Here is a 16123-nt window from a genome sequence, read left to right as displayed (position 1 = left end):
GTGGAGATCTTGGACACCCACCACATCACGGACGTCTGGGACCGGGTCTTCTCGGCCCAGCCCGGGCCGTCGCTCTGGCTGGTGATCGTCACCGGCGTGCTGGCCCTGGGCGCCGTCATACCGCGCACCGCCTGGCGGCTGTCGCGGAACGCCGTCACGATCGCCCACGAGGGCGGCCACGGCCTGGTCGCCCTGCTGACCGGCCGCCGGCTGGACGGGATCCGGCTGCACTCCGACACCTCGGGGCTGACCGTCTCCCGCGGCAAACCGCACGGTCTGGGCATGATCCTGACCGCCGCGGCCGGCTATCTGGCCCCGTCACTGCTGGGCCTGGCGGGCGCCGCCCTGTTGGGCGCCGGGCACACCACAGCGCTGTTGTGGGGGGCCACCGTGCTGCTGCTGGCGATGCTGGCGATGATCCGCAACGCGTACGGCGTGCTGACCGTCGTGCTCGCCGGCGGCACCTTCCTCCTGGTGTCCTGGCTGACCGCGCCCGAGGTGCAGGCGGGTTTCGCGTACGCGGTGGTGTGGTTCCTGCTGCTGGGCGGCGTGCGGCCGCCGTTCGAGCTCCAGGGGAAGCGGCGGCGCGGCGGCCCGGTGGACTCCGACCCGGATCAGCTGGCCCGGCTCACCCATGTCCCGGCCGGTGTCTGGCTCGGGTTCTTCCATGTGGTGACCCTCTGTTCCCTGATGGGCGGCGGGCGCTGGCTGCTCGGAGTATGAGGAGCCGATGTCCCTACTGATAGGCATCCGGTAACCCACATTCCGTATGTCGGTGTCGCGCCTGTTGCCCCGGAGGGGGCCGCTGCCTGCGGTTGCACCGCGGGAGCCGTGTTTCGCACAGGTTGCGCCGCTTTTGATCAAGATCGGCACCCTTGTCCAGCCATTAAAGTAAGGGCATGACCGAGAGCCCCGCCCTCCCTGCCCTGTGGCCCGCCCCCGTCGCTCCCGGGGCGGTCGATGCGACCGTCACCGTGCCCGGCTCCAAATCGGTCACGAACCGCGGCCTGGTCCTGGCCGCCCTCTCCTCCGAGCCCGGCTGGCTGCGCCGCCCGCTCCGCTCCCGCGACACCCTGCTGATGGCCGAGGCGCTGCGCGCCCTGGGCGTCGGCATCGAGGAGACCGCCTCGTCCAGCTCCGCGGGCACCTCCGGCGGTGAGGCGTGGCGGATCATCCCGGCCGGCCTGCACGGCCCGGCCACCGTTGACGTCGGCAACGCCGGCACGGTCATGCGCTTCCTGCCGCCGGTCGCCACGCTCGCCGACGGCGCCATCCGCTTCGACGGCGACCCGCGCTCCTACGAGCGCCCGCTGAACGGCGTCATCGACGCGCTGCGCACCCTGGGCGCCCGGATCGACGACGACAACCGCGGCGCCCTCCCGATGACGGTGTTCGGCGGCGGCGCCCTGGAGGGCGGCGCGGTGGAGATCGACGCCTCCTCGTCCTCGCAGTTCGTCAGCGCCCTGCTGCTGTCCGCGCCGCGCTTCAACCAGGGCGTCGAGGTCCGGCACGTCGGCGCGGCGCTGCCCTCGATGCCGCACATCCGGATGACCGTCGACATGCTCCGCAGCGTCGGCGCCCAGGTGGACACCCCGGAGGCGGGCGGCGAGCCGAACGTCTGGCGGGTCACCCCCGGCGCGCTGCTCGGCCGCGATCTGGTCGTCGAGCCGGACCTCTCCAACGCCCAGCCGTTCCTGGCCGCGGCGCTGGTCACCGGCGGCCGGGTCACCGTCCCGGACTGGCCCGAGCACACCACCCAGCCCGGCGACGCGCTGCGCGAGATCTTCACCGCCATGGGCGGCTCCTGCGAGCTGACCGAGCACGGTCTGACCCTCACCGGCAGTGGCCGCATCCACGGCATCGACATCGACCTCGGCGAGGTCGGCGAGCTGACCCCGGGCATCGCCGCGGTCGCCGCGCTCGCCGACTCGCCCTCCACGCTGCGCGGGGTGGCGCACCTGCGGCTGCACGAGACCGACCGGCTGGCCGCGCTCACCAAGGAGCTCAACGAGCTCGGCGGCGACGTCACCGAGACCGCGGACGGCCTGCACATCCGGCCGCGTCCGCTGCACGGCGGGATCTTCCACACCTACGAGGACCACCGGCTGGCCACCGCCGCCGCGATCATCGGCCTGGCCGTCGAGGGCGTGGAGGTGGAGAACGTCGCCACCACCGCCAAGACCCTGCCCGACTTCCCCGCGCTGTGGTCGCAGATGCTGGATCCGACGTCCACCGCCGCCCGGAGAGCCTGAGGGTCGCCGCACCATGCGTCGCTACGGCAAGAACCCCGATGAGGACGACGTCCGGGTCCGTCCCAACCGCAAGGGCAACCGCCCGCGGACGAACATCCGCCCCAAGCACGAGGACGCCCGCGAGGGCCTGGTCCTGACCGTCGACCGGGGCCGCCTGACCTGCCTGATCGACGACCGCAAGGTCACCGCCATGAAGGCCCGCGAGCTGGGCCGCAAGAGCGCGGTGGTCGGCGACCGGGTCGCCGTGGTCGGCGACCTGAGCGGCGACAAGGACACCCTGGCCCGGATAGTGCGGGTCGAGCCGCGCAGCTCCACGCTGCGCCGCACGGCGGACGACGACGACCCGTACGAGCGGGTGGTGGTCGCCAACGCCGACCAGTTGGCGATCGTCACCGCGCTCGCCGACCCCGAGCCCCGGCCGCGGCTGATCGACCGCTGTCTGGTCGCCGCCTACGACGCCGGGCTGGACCCGCTGCTGGTGCTGACCAAGTCCGACCTGGCCTCGCCGGACACCCTGCTGGAGTCCTACGGCGCGCTCGGCGTCCCGTACGTCGTCACCAACCGCGAGGAGCTGTCCGACGGCAGCGCCGCCGAGCGGGTCCGGGAGAAGCTGACCGGCCGGATGACGGCGTTCGTGGGGCACTCCGGGGTGGGCAAGACGACCCTGGTCAACGCCCTGGTGCCGGAGCGCCGCCGGGCCACCGGACACGTCAACGCGGTCACCGGCCGCGGCCGGCACACCACCACCTCGGCGCTGGCGCTGCCGCTGCCCGGCGACACCGGCTGGGTCATCGACACCCCGGGCGTGCGGTCCTTCGGGCTGGCCCACATCGACCCGTCCCGGGTCATCCACGCCTTCCCGGACCTGGAGCCGGGCACCGAGGAGTGCCCCCGGGCGTGCAGCCACGACGAGCCGGACTGCGCGCTGGAGGCGTGGGTGGCCGGCGGGCACGCCGACCCGGCCCGCCTGTATTCCCTGCGCCGACTGCTGTCCACCCGGGAGCGACGCGAGGGCGACTGATCCCGGTAATCCCCTGCCGTCCGTCGGGGCCAACGGCATAATCACCCTCACACCAGGACCGGTCTGATCCGGTCTGATCCGGTCGTGATGGGTCGCCTGGGCTGAAGCAGTCACCGAACTGACGGAGGCAATGGGATATGGCGTGGCTGATGGTCGTGGTGGCGGGCCTGTTGGAGACCGGCTTCGCGGTCTGCCTCAAGCTCTCGCACGGCTTCACCCGCCTCTACCCGACCGTCGCCTTCGCGGTCTTCGCCCTGGGCAGCTTCGGCCTGCTGACCCTGGCGCTGCGCAAGCTCGACGTCGGCCCGGCGTACGCGGTGTGGACCGGCATCGGCGCGGCCGGCACCGCGATCTACGGCATGGTCTTCCTCGGTGACCTGGTCTCCACGCTGAAGATCATCTCGATCACCCTGGTCATCGTCGGGGTGATCGGGCTCCAGCTGTCCGGCTCGGCGCACTGACGCCCTGCGGCCGCCCACGTCATCCGGCGAGTCCGGCGAAGGCGCCCCGCACGAGCCGGGAGACCGCCTCGGTCTCGGCCTCGGGCCTGCGCCGCGCCCGCTGCCGCGGCACCGCCACGCGCACGTCGGCCGGTGGGCGGACCGGCTCCGGGTCCCGCTCCGCGCTCGCCGGGGCGATCACGCAGGACAGCGTCAGCCGGGCCGCGGTCTCGCAGGCCGCGTCCAGGGCCGGCAGGTCCTCCCGGGGCCGGCCGGGCGCCAGCGCCGCCACCGCCCGGTCGCGGAACCGGCCGACGAGTTCGCCGGGCCTGTCCTGACCGGCCGGCAGCCGATCGCCCCAACACCCCGTCAGCGCCGCCCGCACCAGCGGGTTCGCCCGTGCGGTCCGCAGGGTCCAGGCGGCCGCCGCGGCCACCCGGGCGCCGGCGTCGTCCGCCGGTCCGGCGACCCCTCGGGCCAGCGCCCGGTCCACCCCGGCCAGATAGGTCTCGGTCTCCCGCTGGACGAGCGCCCGGGCCAGCCCGTCCTTGCCGCCGAACTCGTTGTAGAGCGTCTGCCGGGACACCCCCGCCGCGGCCGCCACCTCCACCATCCGGACGGCCGTCCAGGCCCGGGTCAGCAGCGCCGTGTAGGCGGCGTCCAGCAGGGCCTCGCGTGCCGAAGGCATCGGCCACCTCCCTGGCTCCACCCGAACAGTGGTCCAGATCACAGAATTGACGTACCGTCAGGGACTGTCAAGACCCACTGCGGACGCCCCTCGGGCGGGCCCGGCCGACGACTCCCGGGAGACCACCCTCAGGACGCGGCATGGCCATGTGGATCCCGCGTATACCAGTGGATACTGTTCGCACATGCCCGACTATCACGATGATCTCCGCCTGGCACACGTCCTGGCGGACGCCGCGGACGCCGCGACCATGGAACGGTTCAAGGCCCTCGACCTCAAGGTGGAGACCAAACCGGACATGACTCCGGTCACCGAGGCGGACAAATCCGCCGAGGAGCTGATCCGCGGCCAACTCCAGCGCGCCCGGCCGCGGGACGCGGTGCTCGGCGAGGAGTTCGGCAGCGAGGGCTCGGGGCCGCGCCGCTGGATCATCGACCCGATCGACGGGACCAAGAACTACGTCCGCGGGGTGCCGGTCTGGGCGACCCTGATCGCCCTGATGGAGCGCGGCGAGGGCGGCGACCGCCCGGTGGTCGGGCTCGTCTCCGCCCCGGCACTGAATCGCCGCTGGTGGGCCGCGGAGGGCCTGGGCGCCTTCACCGGCCGCAGCCTGACCTCGGCGACCCGGTTGCAGACCTCCCAGGTCGCCCGCATCCAGGACGCGTCCTTCGCGTACTCCTCGCTGAGCGGCTGGGAGGAGCGCGACAAGCTCTCCGGCTTCCTCGACCTGTCCCGGGACTGCTGGCGCACCCGGGCCTACGGCGACTTCTGGCCCTACATGATGGTCGCCGAGGGGACGGTGGACATCTGCGCGGAGCCGGAGCTGTCCCTGTGGGACATGGCGGCCTGTGCGGTGATCGTCCAGGAGGCCGGCGGACGCTACACCGGCCTGGACGGTCGGCCCGGTCCGCACAGCGGGAACGCGGCGGCCTCCAACGGCCTGCTCCACGAGGACCTGTTGTCGTACGTCGGGGACAACCGGGGCTGACCGCCGCCGCGCATACGGCGCCGGGCCGCCAGCCGAAAACCGGCACCGATCCGCGAAGGGGCAGATGCTCGGACTGATGTCCAACATCTGCCCCTTGTGACGTGGACGGGGGCATGTGAACATGAGAACCCCCCACTTTGTGCACTTGTGAATCGATTCGCATATTCACATGCACCCAAGGAGGTGGCTCCCCTTCATGTCCATGCTCGTCAAAGAAGCCATGAGCACGACGGTCCTCACCATCGGGCCGGCCCACACCCTCCGCCAGGCGGCACGACTGATGGCGGCCCGCCGCATCGGCGCGGCCGTGGTCTTCGACAAGGACACCTTCGGCATCGGCATCCTCACCGAGCGCGACATCCTCAACTCCCTCGGGGCGGGCGAGAACCCCGACCGGGAGACCGCACAGAGCCACACCACGTCCGACGTGGTCTTCGCGGCCCCGGACTGGACGCTGGACGAGGCGGCCGGCGCCATGGTGCGCGGCGGCTTCCGCCATCTCGTCGTCCTGGACAACCTCGAACCGGTCGGCATCGTCTCGGTCCGCGACATCATCCGCTGCTGGTCCGACGTCTCCGTACGGACGCCCGCGGCGGCCTGAGGGTGGCTGCCCCGACGGTCACGGCGCGAGGGCGCACGAGCGTGCGGATGCGGGCGCACACGCCCGCACGAAGAGGCCGGAGCCCCGTGGCATCCGGCCTCTTCGGCATGTACGGCAAGCGACGTCCGGTCGCCCCGCGGCGGCTCGCCACCGAGGTGACGGACCGCCGCGCGGGCCCCCTAGCCGCGCAGGGCCTGGACCGCGGCCTCCAGCCGCTTGCCGTAGTCCGCGTCCGCCTTGCGGAAGTTCTCGATCGCCCGCTGCGCGATGTCGTCGCGGGAGACCTTGGCGATGAAGCCCGCCAGGTTGTCGATCAGGCGCTCCTTCTCGCCGTCCGACATCAGGCGGTAGAGGTTGCCGGCCTGGACGAAGTCGTCGTCCTCGGCGTGCGAGGGCGCCACGGTCTCGCCGGTCGCGCCGGACACCGGCAGCGGCTGCCACAGCGCCCGGCCGGTCTGGACCGGGCCGCCGAAGCTGTTCGGCTCGTAGTTCTTCTGCCGGCCGTGGCGGCCGTCATAGAGCGCGCCGTCCCGGCCGTGGGTGCGCGCCTCGGTGGCGTGCGGGCGGTTCACCGGGAGGTGGTCGGCGTTGATGCCGACGCGGTAGCGGTGCGCGTCGCCGTACGCGAAGAGGCGACCCTGGAGCATCTTGTCGGGGGACGGGCCGATGCCCGGCACGAAGTGGTGCGGGGAGAAGATCGACTGCTCGACCTCGGCGAAGATGTTCTCCGGGTTGCGGTTGAGCTCCAACGTGCCGATCTCGATGGGCGGGTAGTCCTCGTGCGGCCAGACCTTGGTCAGGTCGAACGGGTTGAAGCGGTAGGTGGCCGCGTCGGCCGCCGGCATGATCTGCACCTGGACGGTCCAGGTCGGGAACTCGCCGCGCTCGATGGACTCGCGCAGGTCGCGCTGGTGGCTGTCGGGGTCCTCACCAGCGAGCCTGTTGGCCTCGCCCTGGGTGAGGTTCTCGATGCCCTGGTCGGTCTTGAAGTGGTACTTGACCCAGAAGACCTCGCCCGCCTCGTTGTTCCACTGGAAGGTGTGCGAGCCGTAGCCGTTCATGTGGCGGTACGTGGCCGGGATGCCGCGGTCGCCGAACAGCCAGGTCACCTGGTGGGTGGCCTCGGGCGAAAGACCCCAGAAGTCCCAGACGTTGTCCGCCTCCTGGGAGCCGGTGTAGGGGTCGCGCTTCTGGGTGTGGATGAAGTCGGGGAACTTGATGGCGTCCTTGATGAAGAACACCGGGGTGTTGTTGCCGACGAGGTCGTAGTTGCCCTCCTCGGTGTAGAACTTCAGCGCGAAGCCGCGGGGGTCGCGCACCGCGTCGGCCGCACCGAGGTTGCCGGCGACCGTCGAGAAGCGCAGGAACGTCTCGGTCTGCTTGCCGATCTCCGAGAGGAACTTCGCGCGGGTGTACCGCGTCACGTCCGCGGTGACGGTGAAGGTGCCGTACGCACCCGCGCCGCGGGCGTGGACGATGCGCTCCGGGATGCGCTCCCGGTTGAAGTGCGCGAGCTTCTCGATCAGGAGCTGGTCCTGGATCAGACCGGGGCCGCCGAGGCCGGCCGTCTCGCTGTTCTGGTTGTCCGCGACCGGGGCCCCGGTCTCCGTGGTCAGCGGTCCGGTGGTGCTCTCTACCGACACGTGCGCCTCCTGATGTCTTCGTTCACCTGCCCTTGGCTTGCGCCACACCCGATCCTACATTGGACAATGTCTAAGTCAAGATGAGACCGAAACTCGTACCCGATCCGGCGATGGACCGCCGCTGCTACCCTGGTGACTATCTGACTGATAGGTGATTGGCATGAGTGACCTGCTGGAACGACTCCGGGGACGCGGCTGGCGGCTGACCGCACAACGCCGCGTCGTCGCCGAGGTCCTGGACGGGGACCACGTCCACTACACCGCCGACGAGGTGCACGCCAAGGCGTCCGAGCGCCTCCCCGAGATCTCCCGCGCCACCGTCTACAACACCCTCGGCGAGCTGGTCTCGCTCGGCGAGGTGATCGAGGTGAGCACCGACGGTCGCGCCAAGCGCTACGACCCCAACGCCCACCACGACCACCAGCACCTCGTCTGCTCGCGCTGCGGCACGATCCGCGACGTGCACCTCCACGGCGACCCGCTCTCCTCGCTGCCCGAGCCGGAGCGCTACGGCTTCCAGGTCTCCGAGGTCACCGTGACCTACCGGGGCATCTGCCCCAACTGCAGCGCCACTTCCTGACCCGACCCGGCCCCCGTCCGGGCCGCGCCGCACCCCCGCCACCCCGTGGGCCCCTGCCGCCCCGGGGGTCTTCGGCGCGCCACGGAGCGGACGCTCCACTGGGTGCGGCTCAAGATCGGGCGGCCCACCTCCTCGCCGTCCCTCAAGGGCGCGACGCGGGGCACCGTGATCGGCAAGGGGTCGGTGATCACGTAACCGATGGAGCGGGCGCCGACCTCACCTTTCCGCGCGCCTACGTCCGCACCGTCAACACCTACTTCGCCGGCGACTACAAGGCCGACAAGGCGTTCGTCGCGGAACCAGCCGGGCCACTGAAGGCGGATCCGAAGCCCCTCGCCTCGGTGCCGGCGCTCCGGATGGACCGGGAGACCAGGAAGGGCACCATCAACCGGCTCCAGCGGGCCTATCGCGACGCCGGTGTCACCAAGAGGGCACCGCGCTGCCGGAGGAGAAGATCACGGACCGCGCTCTGCACGCGGAGGCGGTCAGGCACCGCTCGTAGCCATCGCCCCAAATACACCGAAGGCCCGGATCCTGAGGATCCGGGCCTTCGGTTTCAGTAGCGGGGACAGGATTTGAACCTGCGACCTCTGGGTTATGAGCCCAGCGAGCTACCGAGCTGCTCCACCCCGCGTCGTTGTGGCTTTACTTTAACCCCATGCCGACGACCAGCGCAAATTCGCTCCGGCCGGCCCGGGGCGCGGCCGTCGGACCGCACCCCGGGCACCGGGGTCACCGCCCCCGGCCGCCGGCCGTCACGCGCTGAGCTCCTCCTGGAGTGCGGTCCGCAGCCGGGCCGCCCGCTCCGCCACCTCTGGCGGGCCGAGCTCCACGGCCCGCGCGCACCAGCGCTGGGCCTCCGTGAACGCCCCGCGGCGGGCGGCGATCAGCGCCAGCCGCAGCGCCGCCCGGCCGTGGCCGCTCTCGGCGGCGCGCTGCCACCACAGGACGGCCTCGGGGAGGCTGCCCTCGCGGGCCAGCAGCAGCCCGAGGTTGAAGGCGCCGTTACGGCTGCCGGCCTCGGCCGCCGCGCGGTACCAGGACGCCGCCTCCACGGCGTCCCCGCGAGCCGCCGCGAACATGCCAACCCGGACCTGGGCGCGGCGGTGGCCCTGGCGCGCGGCGCGCTCGTACCACTGCCGGCTCTCGTCGCCCTCGGGCCGCTCGCCGTCCGGTTCCCCGGACCGCCGGTCGAGGAGGTCGGCGAGCCGGAAGGCCGCCTCGGCACTGCCGCCGCCGGCCGCGCAGCGCAGGTTCCGCTCCGCGTCCTGGAGGTCGCCGTCACGCAGCTGCGCTATGGCGACCTGGAGCGCCGCGTCGGTGTGCCCGGCGGACGCCGCCCGCTCGTACCAGGAGCGCGCCAGTCGCTCCTCGCCGCGGCCGGTGAACAGGATGCCGAGGTTGAACGCGGCGTCCACGCTGCCCGCTTCGGCCGCCTTGGAGAACCACGGTTCGGCCCCGGAGGCGTCGCCGCGCTGGAGCAGCAGGATGGCCAGCGCGTTGGCGGCCTCGCGGTGGCCGGCGTAGGCGGCGCGGCGGTACCACTGCTCGCCCCGGCCGGGCCGGCCTTGCTCGGCGCAGAGCAGGCCGAGGTTGTAGGCGCCGTTGACGTCCCCGGCGTCCAGCGCGGCGCGGTACCAGCGCTCGGCGGTCTGCAGCTCGCCGCGGTCGGCGTGCAGCGCACCGAGGGCGTTGGCGGCGTTGCCGTCGCCGTCCTGGGCGGCCCGCCGCCACCACTCCGCGGCGCTCTCCTCGTCCCCGGCGTCGCGGAGCAGGAAGCCCAGCGCGCAGGCGGCGCGGGCCTCACCGTCCTTGGCCGCGGAGAGGTACCAGCGGCCGGCCTCCTGGATGTCGCCGCGCTCCTCCAGCAGCGCGCCGAGCTGGAGCGCGGCCCGCCGGTGGCCGCGGGCGGCGGCCTGGCGGTACCACTGCTCGGCCTCGGCCTGCTGGGTCAGTTCCCCGTAGGCGGGCACCGTCCGGCGGTCGGCGTCGCGGCCGTCCTCGACGAGCCGGGCGAGGCGGTAGGCGGCCTCCCGGTGGCCCCGCTCGGCGGCGGCCCGGAACCAGCGCTCGGCGCCGATGTCGCCGCGGTGCTCCAGGAGGTCGGCGAGGGCGTACGCGCCCAGGCAGTGGCCGGACTCGGCGGACTGGCGCAGCCAGTACTCGGCAGCCGGCTCGTCGCCGCGCTCGCGGTAGTGGCGGCCCAGGGCGTGCGCGGCGGCGGCGGAGCCGGCGACGGCGGCGATCCGCCACCAGCCGGCGGCCTCGTCGGCGTAGCCCCGCTGGTGGAGGAGGACGCCGAGGTTGTTGGCCGCGGCCCGGTCCCCGGCGGCAGCGGCCGAGCGGAGGTGCGGCTCGGCGCCGTCGAGGTCGGCGCGGCGCAGCAGCATCGCACCCAGCGCGCTCATGGCGGCGGTGTCGCCCGCCTCTGCGGCACGGCGGTGGCCGGACTCGGTCACCGCGTCGGACGCCTCGGCCGTGCCGTCGGCCTCCATCGCGTCCATCGCCATCTCGGGATCGCGCCCGTCGTCGGGCGCCTGCACAAACCGGTCCGTCTCCAACAACCTTGCCTTGTCCCCCATAAGAACCATCGTCGCATCACCTGTAACCCGCGTACACCTGGTATACCGCAGCCAGTGAGGTCACTTCAGCGGTTTGTCGACTTCCCGACACGGCGACATGCCAAACTCAAGCACACAGCTTTCCCACATGGGTTGTCCGACCCGCCCCCGGTCAGCTTTGACCCGAACGCATGACAAAGGCCCGGATTCTCAAGGAATCCGGGCCTTGGTCTTTCAGTAGCGGGGACAGGATTTGAACCTGCGACCTCTGGGTTATGAGCCCAGCGAGCTACCGAGCTGCTCCACCCCGCGCCGTTGTGACTCCAACGTATCACGTCGCGGGGAGCGCGGTTGACACCCGGGTCGCGGTGGCCGCCGATGTGCGCCGGCGGCCACCGGACCGAAGGGATCCGCGCCGGGGGCTCAGTCGCTCGCCTTGCCGCCCTTCTCGGACGCCTTGGCCGCCCGGTCCAGCGCGTTCTTCAGCCGCTTCTGGGCCTCGCCGTAGGCGGCCCAGTCGCCGGCCACCCGTGCCTTCTCGCCGTCGTCGTACGCCTTCTCGGCGTCCGTCAGGTCCTGTTGCACGGTCTGGCCGGCCGGCGGCTGCTCGCCGGTCTGCCCGCCGCCGGGCGGCGGGTTCTCCGAGCCGGTGCTCGGCGCCTTCTTGCCGAAGACGACGTCGAGGGCGTCCTTGAGGCTGTTCTCCAGGACGGGCTTGCTGTCGCCGTAGCTCACCAACACCTTCTTCAGGAGCGGGTAGTTGGTGTTGGCGCCGCGCAGGTAGACCGGTTCGACGTAGAGCAGGCCGTCGTGCAGCGGCACGGTCAGCAGGTTGCCGTACTCGATCTCCGAGTCGCCGAACTTCTTGAGGATGTTGAGCTCGTTGGCGATCGTCGGGTCGGAGTTGAACTTCGACTGGGCGAGCTGCGGGCCCGGCACCGGGGTCTGCGCCGGCAGCTTCAGCAGTCTGATCCTGCCGTAGTCGGCGCTCGTGGCATCGGCGTCGACCGCCATGAAGGCGCCCAGGTTGTCCTTCTTGTTGGGCGTGAAGGTCGTCGTCAGCGAGAACGCCTGTGCCTTCTGGTCGGGCATCTTCATGCTCAGGTAGTACGGCGGCACCGCGTTGCCCGACTTGGTGGTCGGGTCGCTGGGGATCTGCCAGCGCTCCGAACCGGTGTAGAAGGTGCCCGGGTCGGTGACGTGGTACGTGGTCAGCAGCTGGCGCTGCACCTTGAACAGGTCCTGCGGGTACCGCAGGTGGGCCAGCAGGTCCGGGCTGATGGAGCTCTTCTTCTCGACCGTGCCGGGGAACGCCTTCATCCAGGTCTTCAGGACCGGGTCCTTGGTGTCCCACTGGTAGAGCTTGACCGTGCCGTCGTACGCGTCGACCGTCGCCTTGACGGAGTTGCGGATGTAGTTGACCTGGTTCTGCTGGGCCACCACCGCGCGCTGGCCGTTGGTGAGCGAGTCGGCGGTGCTCTCCCCGAGGGTGGTGCGCGAGGCGTACGGGTAACCGTTGCTGGTGGTGTACGCGTCCACGATCCACTGGATCCGGCCGTCGATCACCGCCGGGTAGGCGTCGCCGTCGATGGTCAGCCAGGGGGCGACGGACTCGACGCGCTCCTTGGGCGTGCGGTTGTACAGGATCCGCGACTTGTCCCCGATGGCGCCGGAGTAGAGGATCTGCGGCTCCCCGAACGCCACCGCGTAGGCGGCGCGGTTGATCGGGTTGGACAGGCTCACCCCGCTCTTGCCCTGGTAGCGGTAGCCCTTCTCACCGCTGTCGTCGGAGTAGTCCAGCTCCTTCTGCGGCCCGCCCACGATGGAGTACTGGGTGGTCTTCTCGCCGTAGTAGACGCGCTGTTCGTACTTCGGGAGCTGGCCCTTGGTCGGCAGGTCGGACTCGGTGTACTGGGGGCCGCCGCCGTCGGCGGTCTCGGTCCCCTTGGCGGTGACCGCGCCGTAGCCGTGGGTGTACTTGAAGTGGTCGTTGATCCAGTTGCGCTCGGGGATGCCGGCGAGGTTCAGCTCGCGCAGGCCGATGACGGTGTCCTGCTCCTTGCCGTCCTTGCCCTTGTACCGGTCGACGTCCAGGGTGGACGGGAACTGGTAGTAGGACCGCACCTGCTGCTGTTGCTGGAAGGCCGGCGAGACCACGTTCGGGTCGAGCAGCCGCATGCTGGCGACGGTGTCGGCGTCGTCCCGGAGCCGCTGCCGGTCCTCCTCGGAGGCCGGCTTGTAGTTGCCCTTGTAGGACTTCACCTCGGAGTCCTGGATGTCGTACGCATCCCGGGTCGCCTTGATGTTCTGCTTGATGTACGGCGCTTCCTTGGCCTGCTCGTTCGGCTGGACCTGGAACTTCTGGACGATCGCCGGGTACAGCCCGCCGATCAGGACCGCGGAGAGCACCATCAGACCGAACCCGATCACCGGCAGCTGCCAGGTGCGCCGCCACAAGGTGGCGAAGAACAGCACCGCGCAGATCGCCGCGATGAAGAACAGGATGGTCTTCGCCGGGAGATAGGCGTTGGCGTCGACGTAGCGCAGACCGGTCCAGTTGTCGGCCGACTTCAGGCCGCTGGACTTCACCGCGAGGCCGTACCGGTCGAGCCAGTACGCGACCGCCTTCAGGGAGACGAAGAGGCCCAGCAGCACCGAGAGGTGGCCGGTGGCCGCGGCGGTCGCCCGCGAACCGGGGCTGGTCAGCCGCAACCCGCCGTAGAGGTAGTGGGTGAGCACGGCGGCCACCAGGGACAGCACCGCGCAGGCGAAGCCGAAGCTCAGCAGGAAGCGGTACCACGGCAGGTCGAAGGCGTAGAACGAGACGTCCTTGTGGAACTGCGGATCCGTGGTGCCGAACGGAACGCCGTTGACCCACTGGAGCCACGTCCGCCACTCACCGGAGGCGGAGGCCCCGGCGATCAACCCGATCACCGCGGTGACCGCGACCAGCGCCCACTTCTTGAACGGGGCGACGCCCATGCGGTAGCGGTCCAGGCTCTGCTGCTCCACGGACATCGCGCTGAGCGGCGGCCGCAGCCGGTGCGCCAGCCAGATGTTGACGCCGACGGCCACCGCCATCACGACGCCGAAGGAGAAGAACAGTCCGATCTTGGTCCACAGGGTGGTGGTGAAGACCGAGGAGAAGTGGACCGAGCGGTACCAGAGCCAGTCGGTCCAGAATCCCGAGAACATCACGAAGAGCATGGCCAGCACGGCCAGTACACCCAACGTCATGAGCAGGGTCCTGAACCGCCGCGACGGTCGGCCGACTCTGATCCGTGGCCCGGAGGGGCCTCCGCCGCGGTCCGGCATCTGGAAAGCCAAGGTGCGCACCTCGAAGTTCGCTGTCGTGTGGGGCAGGCCCGGCGATACTAGGACCCAGTGATGCAACTTACGACGGCTTTACTCGGTTCCCGATTTCCGGGGTGCACAAGGCACGATGTTGAGCATGACCAACCTCCCCGTTGACGGCACCCCCCTCGCCGCCGACCCACTGACCCGCGCGGTACTCGAAATCGACGAGTACGCGGCCAGCCTCGGCTGGGACCAGCCCGCCCGTTTGTTCGCCCTCGTCGACACCGCCAAGCTCCGTGCACAGGAGCCCTCGCTCGCCGCCCAGCTGGGCATCGACGAGTCCACCGGCACCTCCCTGACCCCCATCGAGCAGGACGAGATCCCGGCCGGCACTCCGCTGGACGAGTTCCTCGCCACCATCGCCTGGCCCGACGCCGTCGTCGGCTGCGCACTGACCGTGGAACGCCTGATGCTGCCGCCGTCCGCCGAGAAGGCCGAGCCGGAGGGCATGTCCGAACGGCAGCTCGCCAAGTGGGTCGCCGAGCACCCCGAGCGCCAGGAGGTCCGGATGACGGTGGCCGTCCTGCGGGACGGCGCCCGCGAGTCGGCGCTGCGGCTGCGGGAGAAGGACTCCACCTCCGAGGTGCTGACCGGCAAGTCGCTGGTCCCCAGCCTCGCGGACGCCCTGACGGCGACCTTCGAGGACTAGGGCGCTTCCGACGGATCTCCGTGGAAGAAGGAGCGGCGTCTGGTGCGTGCGATCGCAAGGCGCCGGGATGTCTTCATAGCGGAGCTATGGGGACATTTCGGCAACGCCGCGAGCGTGCGTGCCAGACGCCGCGACGCCGCGGAGATCCGTCGGAAGCACCCTAGGGCGCTTCCGGCGGGCGGGACACCGGATGCCCCGCCGTCGGCCTCGTCCTCGTGCCTCGCTACCGGCCTGCCGGGCTGCAGCTCGGCAGGCCGGCGAGGTCGTTCTTGCGGATCTTCTCCAGCGCCTGCACCGCGTCCCCTATGGTGCCGACCTTGACCAGCCGGAGGCCGCTGGGGGTGTCCTTCGCGGCGGCCGCGCAGTTCTCCTTGGGCGTCAGGAAGAACTCCGCGCCCTTGTCCCGCGCGCCGATCGTCTTCATCGAAATGCCGCCGATCGGGCCGACCTTGCCCTGGTCGTCGATGGTGCCCGTGCCGGCGACGAACCTGCCGCCGGTCAGATTGCCGCCGGGCGTGAGCTTGTCGACGATGCCGAGCGCGAACATCAGCCCGGCGCTGGGGCCGCCGACGTCGGCGAGCTTCACGTCGATGGTGAACGGGAAGGTGTGGTCCGCCTGGGCCTGGATGCCCACCACCGCCCGGCCGCTGTCCGCCGCCGTGGTGATCGCGACCTGCTTCTGCGGCCCCTCGGGCCGCTTGCCCTGCTTCTCCGCCGCGGCCGCGTCCTTGGCGGGGATGAGGGTGAAGACCACCTTCTCGCCCGGCTTGTGCCGGGTGACGAACTTGGCGACGTCGCCGGTCTGCTGGACCTCGTTGCCGTCCACCGCCTTGATCACGTCGCCGGCGTGCAGCACCCCGTCGGCCGGCTTGCCCTTGACGACCGCCCCCACCACGGTCTGGGTGGCGACCGGGATGTGCAGCTGCTTGAGCGCGGCGACCTTGGCGCTCTCCTGGGACTGCGTGAACTCCTCGGCGTTCTGCTGGTCGGCCTGCTCGGCCGTCTGCCCCTCGGGGTAGAGCGTCTTGTGCGGCACCACCGCGCTGCTCGGGTCCAGCCAGCCGTAGACCGCCTCGAAGAGGTTCATGTTGTAGTCCGGGCCGGTCACCCGCACCGTGGTCATGTTGAGGTTGCCGGAGGTCGGATACGTCTTGCGGCCGGAGATCTGCAGCACCGGCTCGCCGTTGTGGTCTCCGAGGGTGTTGACCGTCGGTCCCGGCGACATCTCGGAATACGGGACGGGAATCAGCACCCCGGCGCAGAGCAGCGCGATCAGCATCAGGGTCGAGGCGAGCAGCGTCGCGGTGCGGCGTGGCATGGAACGACAGTACGGGACGGGTATG

The 16123-nt window shown here is 71.1% G+C and carries 13 protein-coding genes and 2 tRNA genes; 8 read left to right on the top strand and 7 right to left on the bottom strand.

Going from position 1 to position 16123, the window contains the following annotated elements; genetic code table 11:
- Positions 1–9 precede the first annotated feature (9 nt).
- The 4 genes from JNO44_RS28105 to JNO44_RS28090 all read left to right on the top strand — a co-directional run bounded on the left by JNO44_RS28105 (position 10) and on the right by JNO44_RS28090 (position 3734).
- Complete coding sequence (locus tag JNO44_RS28105; protein ID WP_073443750.1) at positions 10–723, top strand: M50 family metallopeptidase; 714 nt, start codon at positions 10–12, stop codon at positions 721–723.
- Positions 724–899: 176 nt separating this feature from the next.
- On the top strand, positions 900–2252 hold the full coding sequence (gene aroA, locus JNO44_RS28100) for a 3-phosphoshikimate 1-carboxyvinyltransferase (RefSeq protein ID WP_205366594.1): 1353 nt from the start codon (positions 900–902) through the stop codon (positions 2250–2252).
- Between the two features lie 13 nt (positions 2253–2265).
- Positions 2266–3273, top strand: coding sequence for a ribosome small subunit-dependent GTPase A (rsgA, locus tag JNO44_RS28095; protein ID WP_205366593.1), 1008 nt, complete (start codon positions 2266–2268; stop codon positions 3271–3273).
- A 137-nt stretch (positions 3274–3410) separates the two neighbouring features.
- On the top strand, positions 3411–3734 hold the full coding sequence (locus JNO44_RS28090) for a DMT family transporter (protein ID WP_067347099.1): 324 nt from the start codon (positions 3411–3413) through the stop codon (positions 3732–3734).
- A gap of 19 nt (positions 3735–3753) precedes the next feature.
- On the opposite strand, the gene JNO44_RS28085 is transcribed toward JNO44_RS28090, so the two are convergent.
- On the bottom strand, positions 3754–4401 hold the full coding sequence (locus tag JNO44_RS28085; RefSeq protein WP_205366592.1) for a TetR/AcrR family transcriptional regulator: 648 nt from the start codon (positions 4399–4401) through the stop codon (positions 3754–3756).
- A 184-nt stretch (positions 4402–4585) separates the two neighbouring features.
- Here JNO44_RS28085 and hisN point away from each other — a divergent pair, with 184 nt between their 5' ends.
- Complete coding sequence (hisN, locus tag JNO44_RS28080; RefSeq protein ID WP_039632942.1) at positions 4586–5389, top strand: histidinol-phosphatase; 804 nt, start codon at positions 4586–4588, stop codon at positions 5387–5389.
- A 202-nt stretch (positions 5390–5591) separates the two neighbouring features.
- Positions 5592–5990 carry a CBS domain-containing protein gene (locus JNO44_RS28075; RefSeq protein WP_073443751.1) on the top strand — a complete coding sequence of 133 codons (399 nt, stop codon included), beginning with the start codon at positions 5592–5594 and terminating at the stop codon, positions 5988–5990.
- A gap of 179 nt (positions 5991–6169) precedes the next feature.
- On the opposite strand, the gene JNO44_RS28070 is transcribed toward JNO44_RS28075, so the two are convergent.
- Entirely contained in the window at positions 6170–7633 is a 1464-nt protein-coding gene (locus JNO44_RS28070; protein ID WP_205366591.1) for a catalase, read from the bottom strand.
- A 160-nt stretch (positions 7634–7793) separates the two neighbouring features.
- Between JNO44_RS28070 and JNO44_RS28065 the strand changes: the two genes are divergently transcribed.
- The gene (locus tag JNO44_RS28065; RefSeq protein ID WP_205366590.1) at positions 7794–8213 is read left to right on the top strand and encodes a Fur family transcriptional regulator; all 420 of its coding nucleotides are present in this window, start codon (positions 7794–7796) and stop codon (positions 8211–8213) included.
- Between the two features lie 560 nt (positions 8214–8773).
- On the opposite strand, the gene JNO44_RS28060 is transcribed toward JNO44_RS28065, so the two are convergent.
- The 4 genes from JNO44_RS28060 to JNO44_RS28045 all read right to left on the bottom strand — a co-directional run bounded on the left by JNO44_RS28060 (position 8774) and on the right by JNO44_RS28045 (position 14089).
- Positions 8774–8847, bottom strand: a tRNA-Met gene (locus tag JNO44_RS28060).
- A gap of 121 nt (positions 8848–8968) precedes the next feature.
- Positions 8969–10804 (bottom strand): tetratricopeptide repeat protein, encoded by a 1836-nt coding sequence (locus tag JNO44_RS28055; protein WP_205366589.1) that lies wholly within the window; start codon positions 10802–10804, stop codon positions 8969–8971.
- A gap of 208 nt (positions 10805–11012) precedes the next feature.
- Positions 11013–11086, bottom strand: a tRNA-Met gene (locus JNO44_RS28050).
- Between the two features lie 111 nt (positions 11087–11197).
- Positions 11198–14089 carry a UPF0182 family membrane protein gene (locus JNO44_RS28045; protein WP_240168005.1) on the bottom strand — a complete coding sequence of 964 codons (2892 nt, stop codon included), beginning with the start codon at positions 14087–14089 and terminating at the stop codon, positions 11198–11200.
- Positions 14090–14225: 136 nt separating this feature from the next.
- On the opposite strand from JNO44_RS28045, the gene JNO44_RS28040 reads away from it, so the two are divergent.
- On the top strand, positions 14226–14780 hold the full coding sequence (locus JNO44_RS28040) for a PPA1309 family protein (RefSeq protein ID WP_073443570.1): 555 nt from the start codon (positions 14226–14228) through the stop codon (positions 14778–14780).
- Between the two features lie 223 nt (positions 14781–15003).
- Here JNO44_RS28040 and JNO44_RS28035 read toward each other — a convergent pair whose 3' ends face one another.
- The gene (locus JNO44_RS28035) at positions 15004–16098 is read right to left on the bottom strand and encodes a YlbL family protein (RefSeq protein ID WP_102926099.1); all 1095 of its coding nucleotides are present in this window, start codon (positions 16096–16098) and stop codon (positions 15004–15006) included.
- Between the last annotated feature and the right edge of the window lie 25 nt (positions 16099–16123).

This window comes from Streptomyces noursei, assembly GCF_016917755.1.
Lineage (GTDB): Bacteria > Actinomycetota > Actinomycetes > Streptomycetales > Streptomycetaceae > Streptomyces > Streptomyces yunnanensis.
Note: the sequence above shows the minus strand (reverse complement) of the source record. Positions and strands in the feature narration are given on the sequence as shown.

Coding starts and splice junctions, on each gene's coding strand:
- JNO44_RS28035 (WP_102926099.1), bottom strand. CDS start 16,098: ATGCCACGCCGCACCGCGACGCTGCTCGCCTCGACCCTGATGCTGATC.
- JNO44_RS28040 (WP_073443570.1), top strand. CDS start 14,226: ATGACCAACCTCCCCGTTGACGGCACCCCCCTCGCCGCCGACCCACTG.
- JNO44_RS28045 (WP_240168005.1), bottom strand. CDS start 14,089: ATGCCGGACCGCGGCGGAGGCCCCTCCGGGCCACGGATCAGAGTCGGC.
- JNO44_RS28055 (WP_205366589.1), bottom strand. CDS start 10,804: ATGGTTCTTATGGGGGACAAGGCAAGGTTGTTGGAGACGGACCGGTTT.
- aroA (WP_205366594.1), top strand. CDS start 900: ATGACCGAGAGCCCCGCCCTCCCTGCCCTGTGGCCCGCCCCCGTCGCT.
- rsgA (WP_205366593.1), top strand. CDS start 2,266: ATGCGTCGCTACGGCAAGAACCCCGATGAGGACGACGTCCGGGTCCGT.
- JNO44_RS28090 (WP_067347099.1), top strand. CDS start 3,411: ATGGCGTGGCTGATGGTCGTGGTGGCGGGCCTGTTGGAGACCGGCTTC.
- JNO44_RS28065 (WP_205366590.1), top strand. CDS start 7,794: ATGAGTGACCTGCTGGAACGACTCCGGGGACGCGGCTGGCGGCTGACC.
- JNO44_RS28075 (WP_073443751.1), top strand. CDS start 5,592: ATGCTCGTCAAAGAAGCCATGAGCACGACGGTCCTCACCATCGGGCCG.
- hisN (WP_039632942.1), top strand. CDS start 4,586: ATGCCCGACTATCACGATGATCTCCGCCTGGCACACGTCCTGGCGGAC.
- JNO44_RS28085 (WP_205366592.1), bottom strand. CDS start 4,401: ATGCCTTCGGCACGCGAGGCCCTGCTGGACGCCGCCTACACGGCGCTG.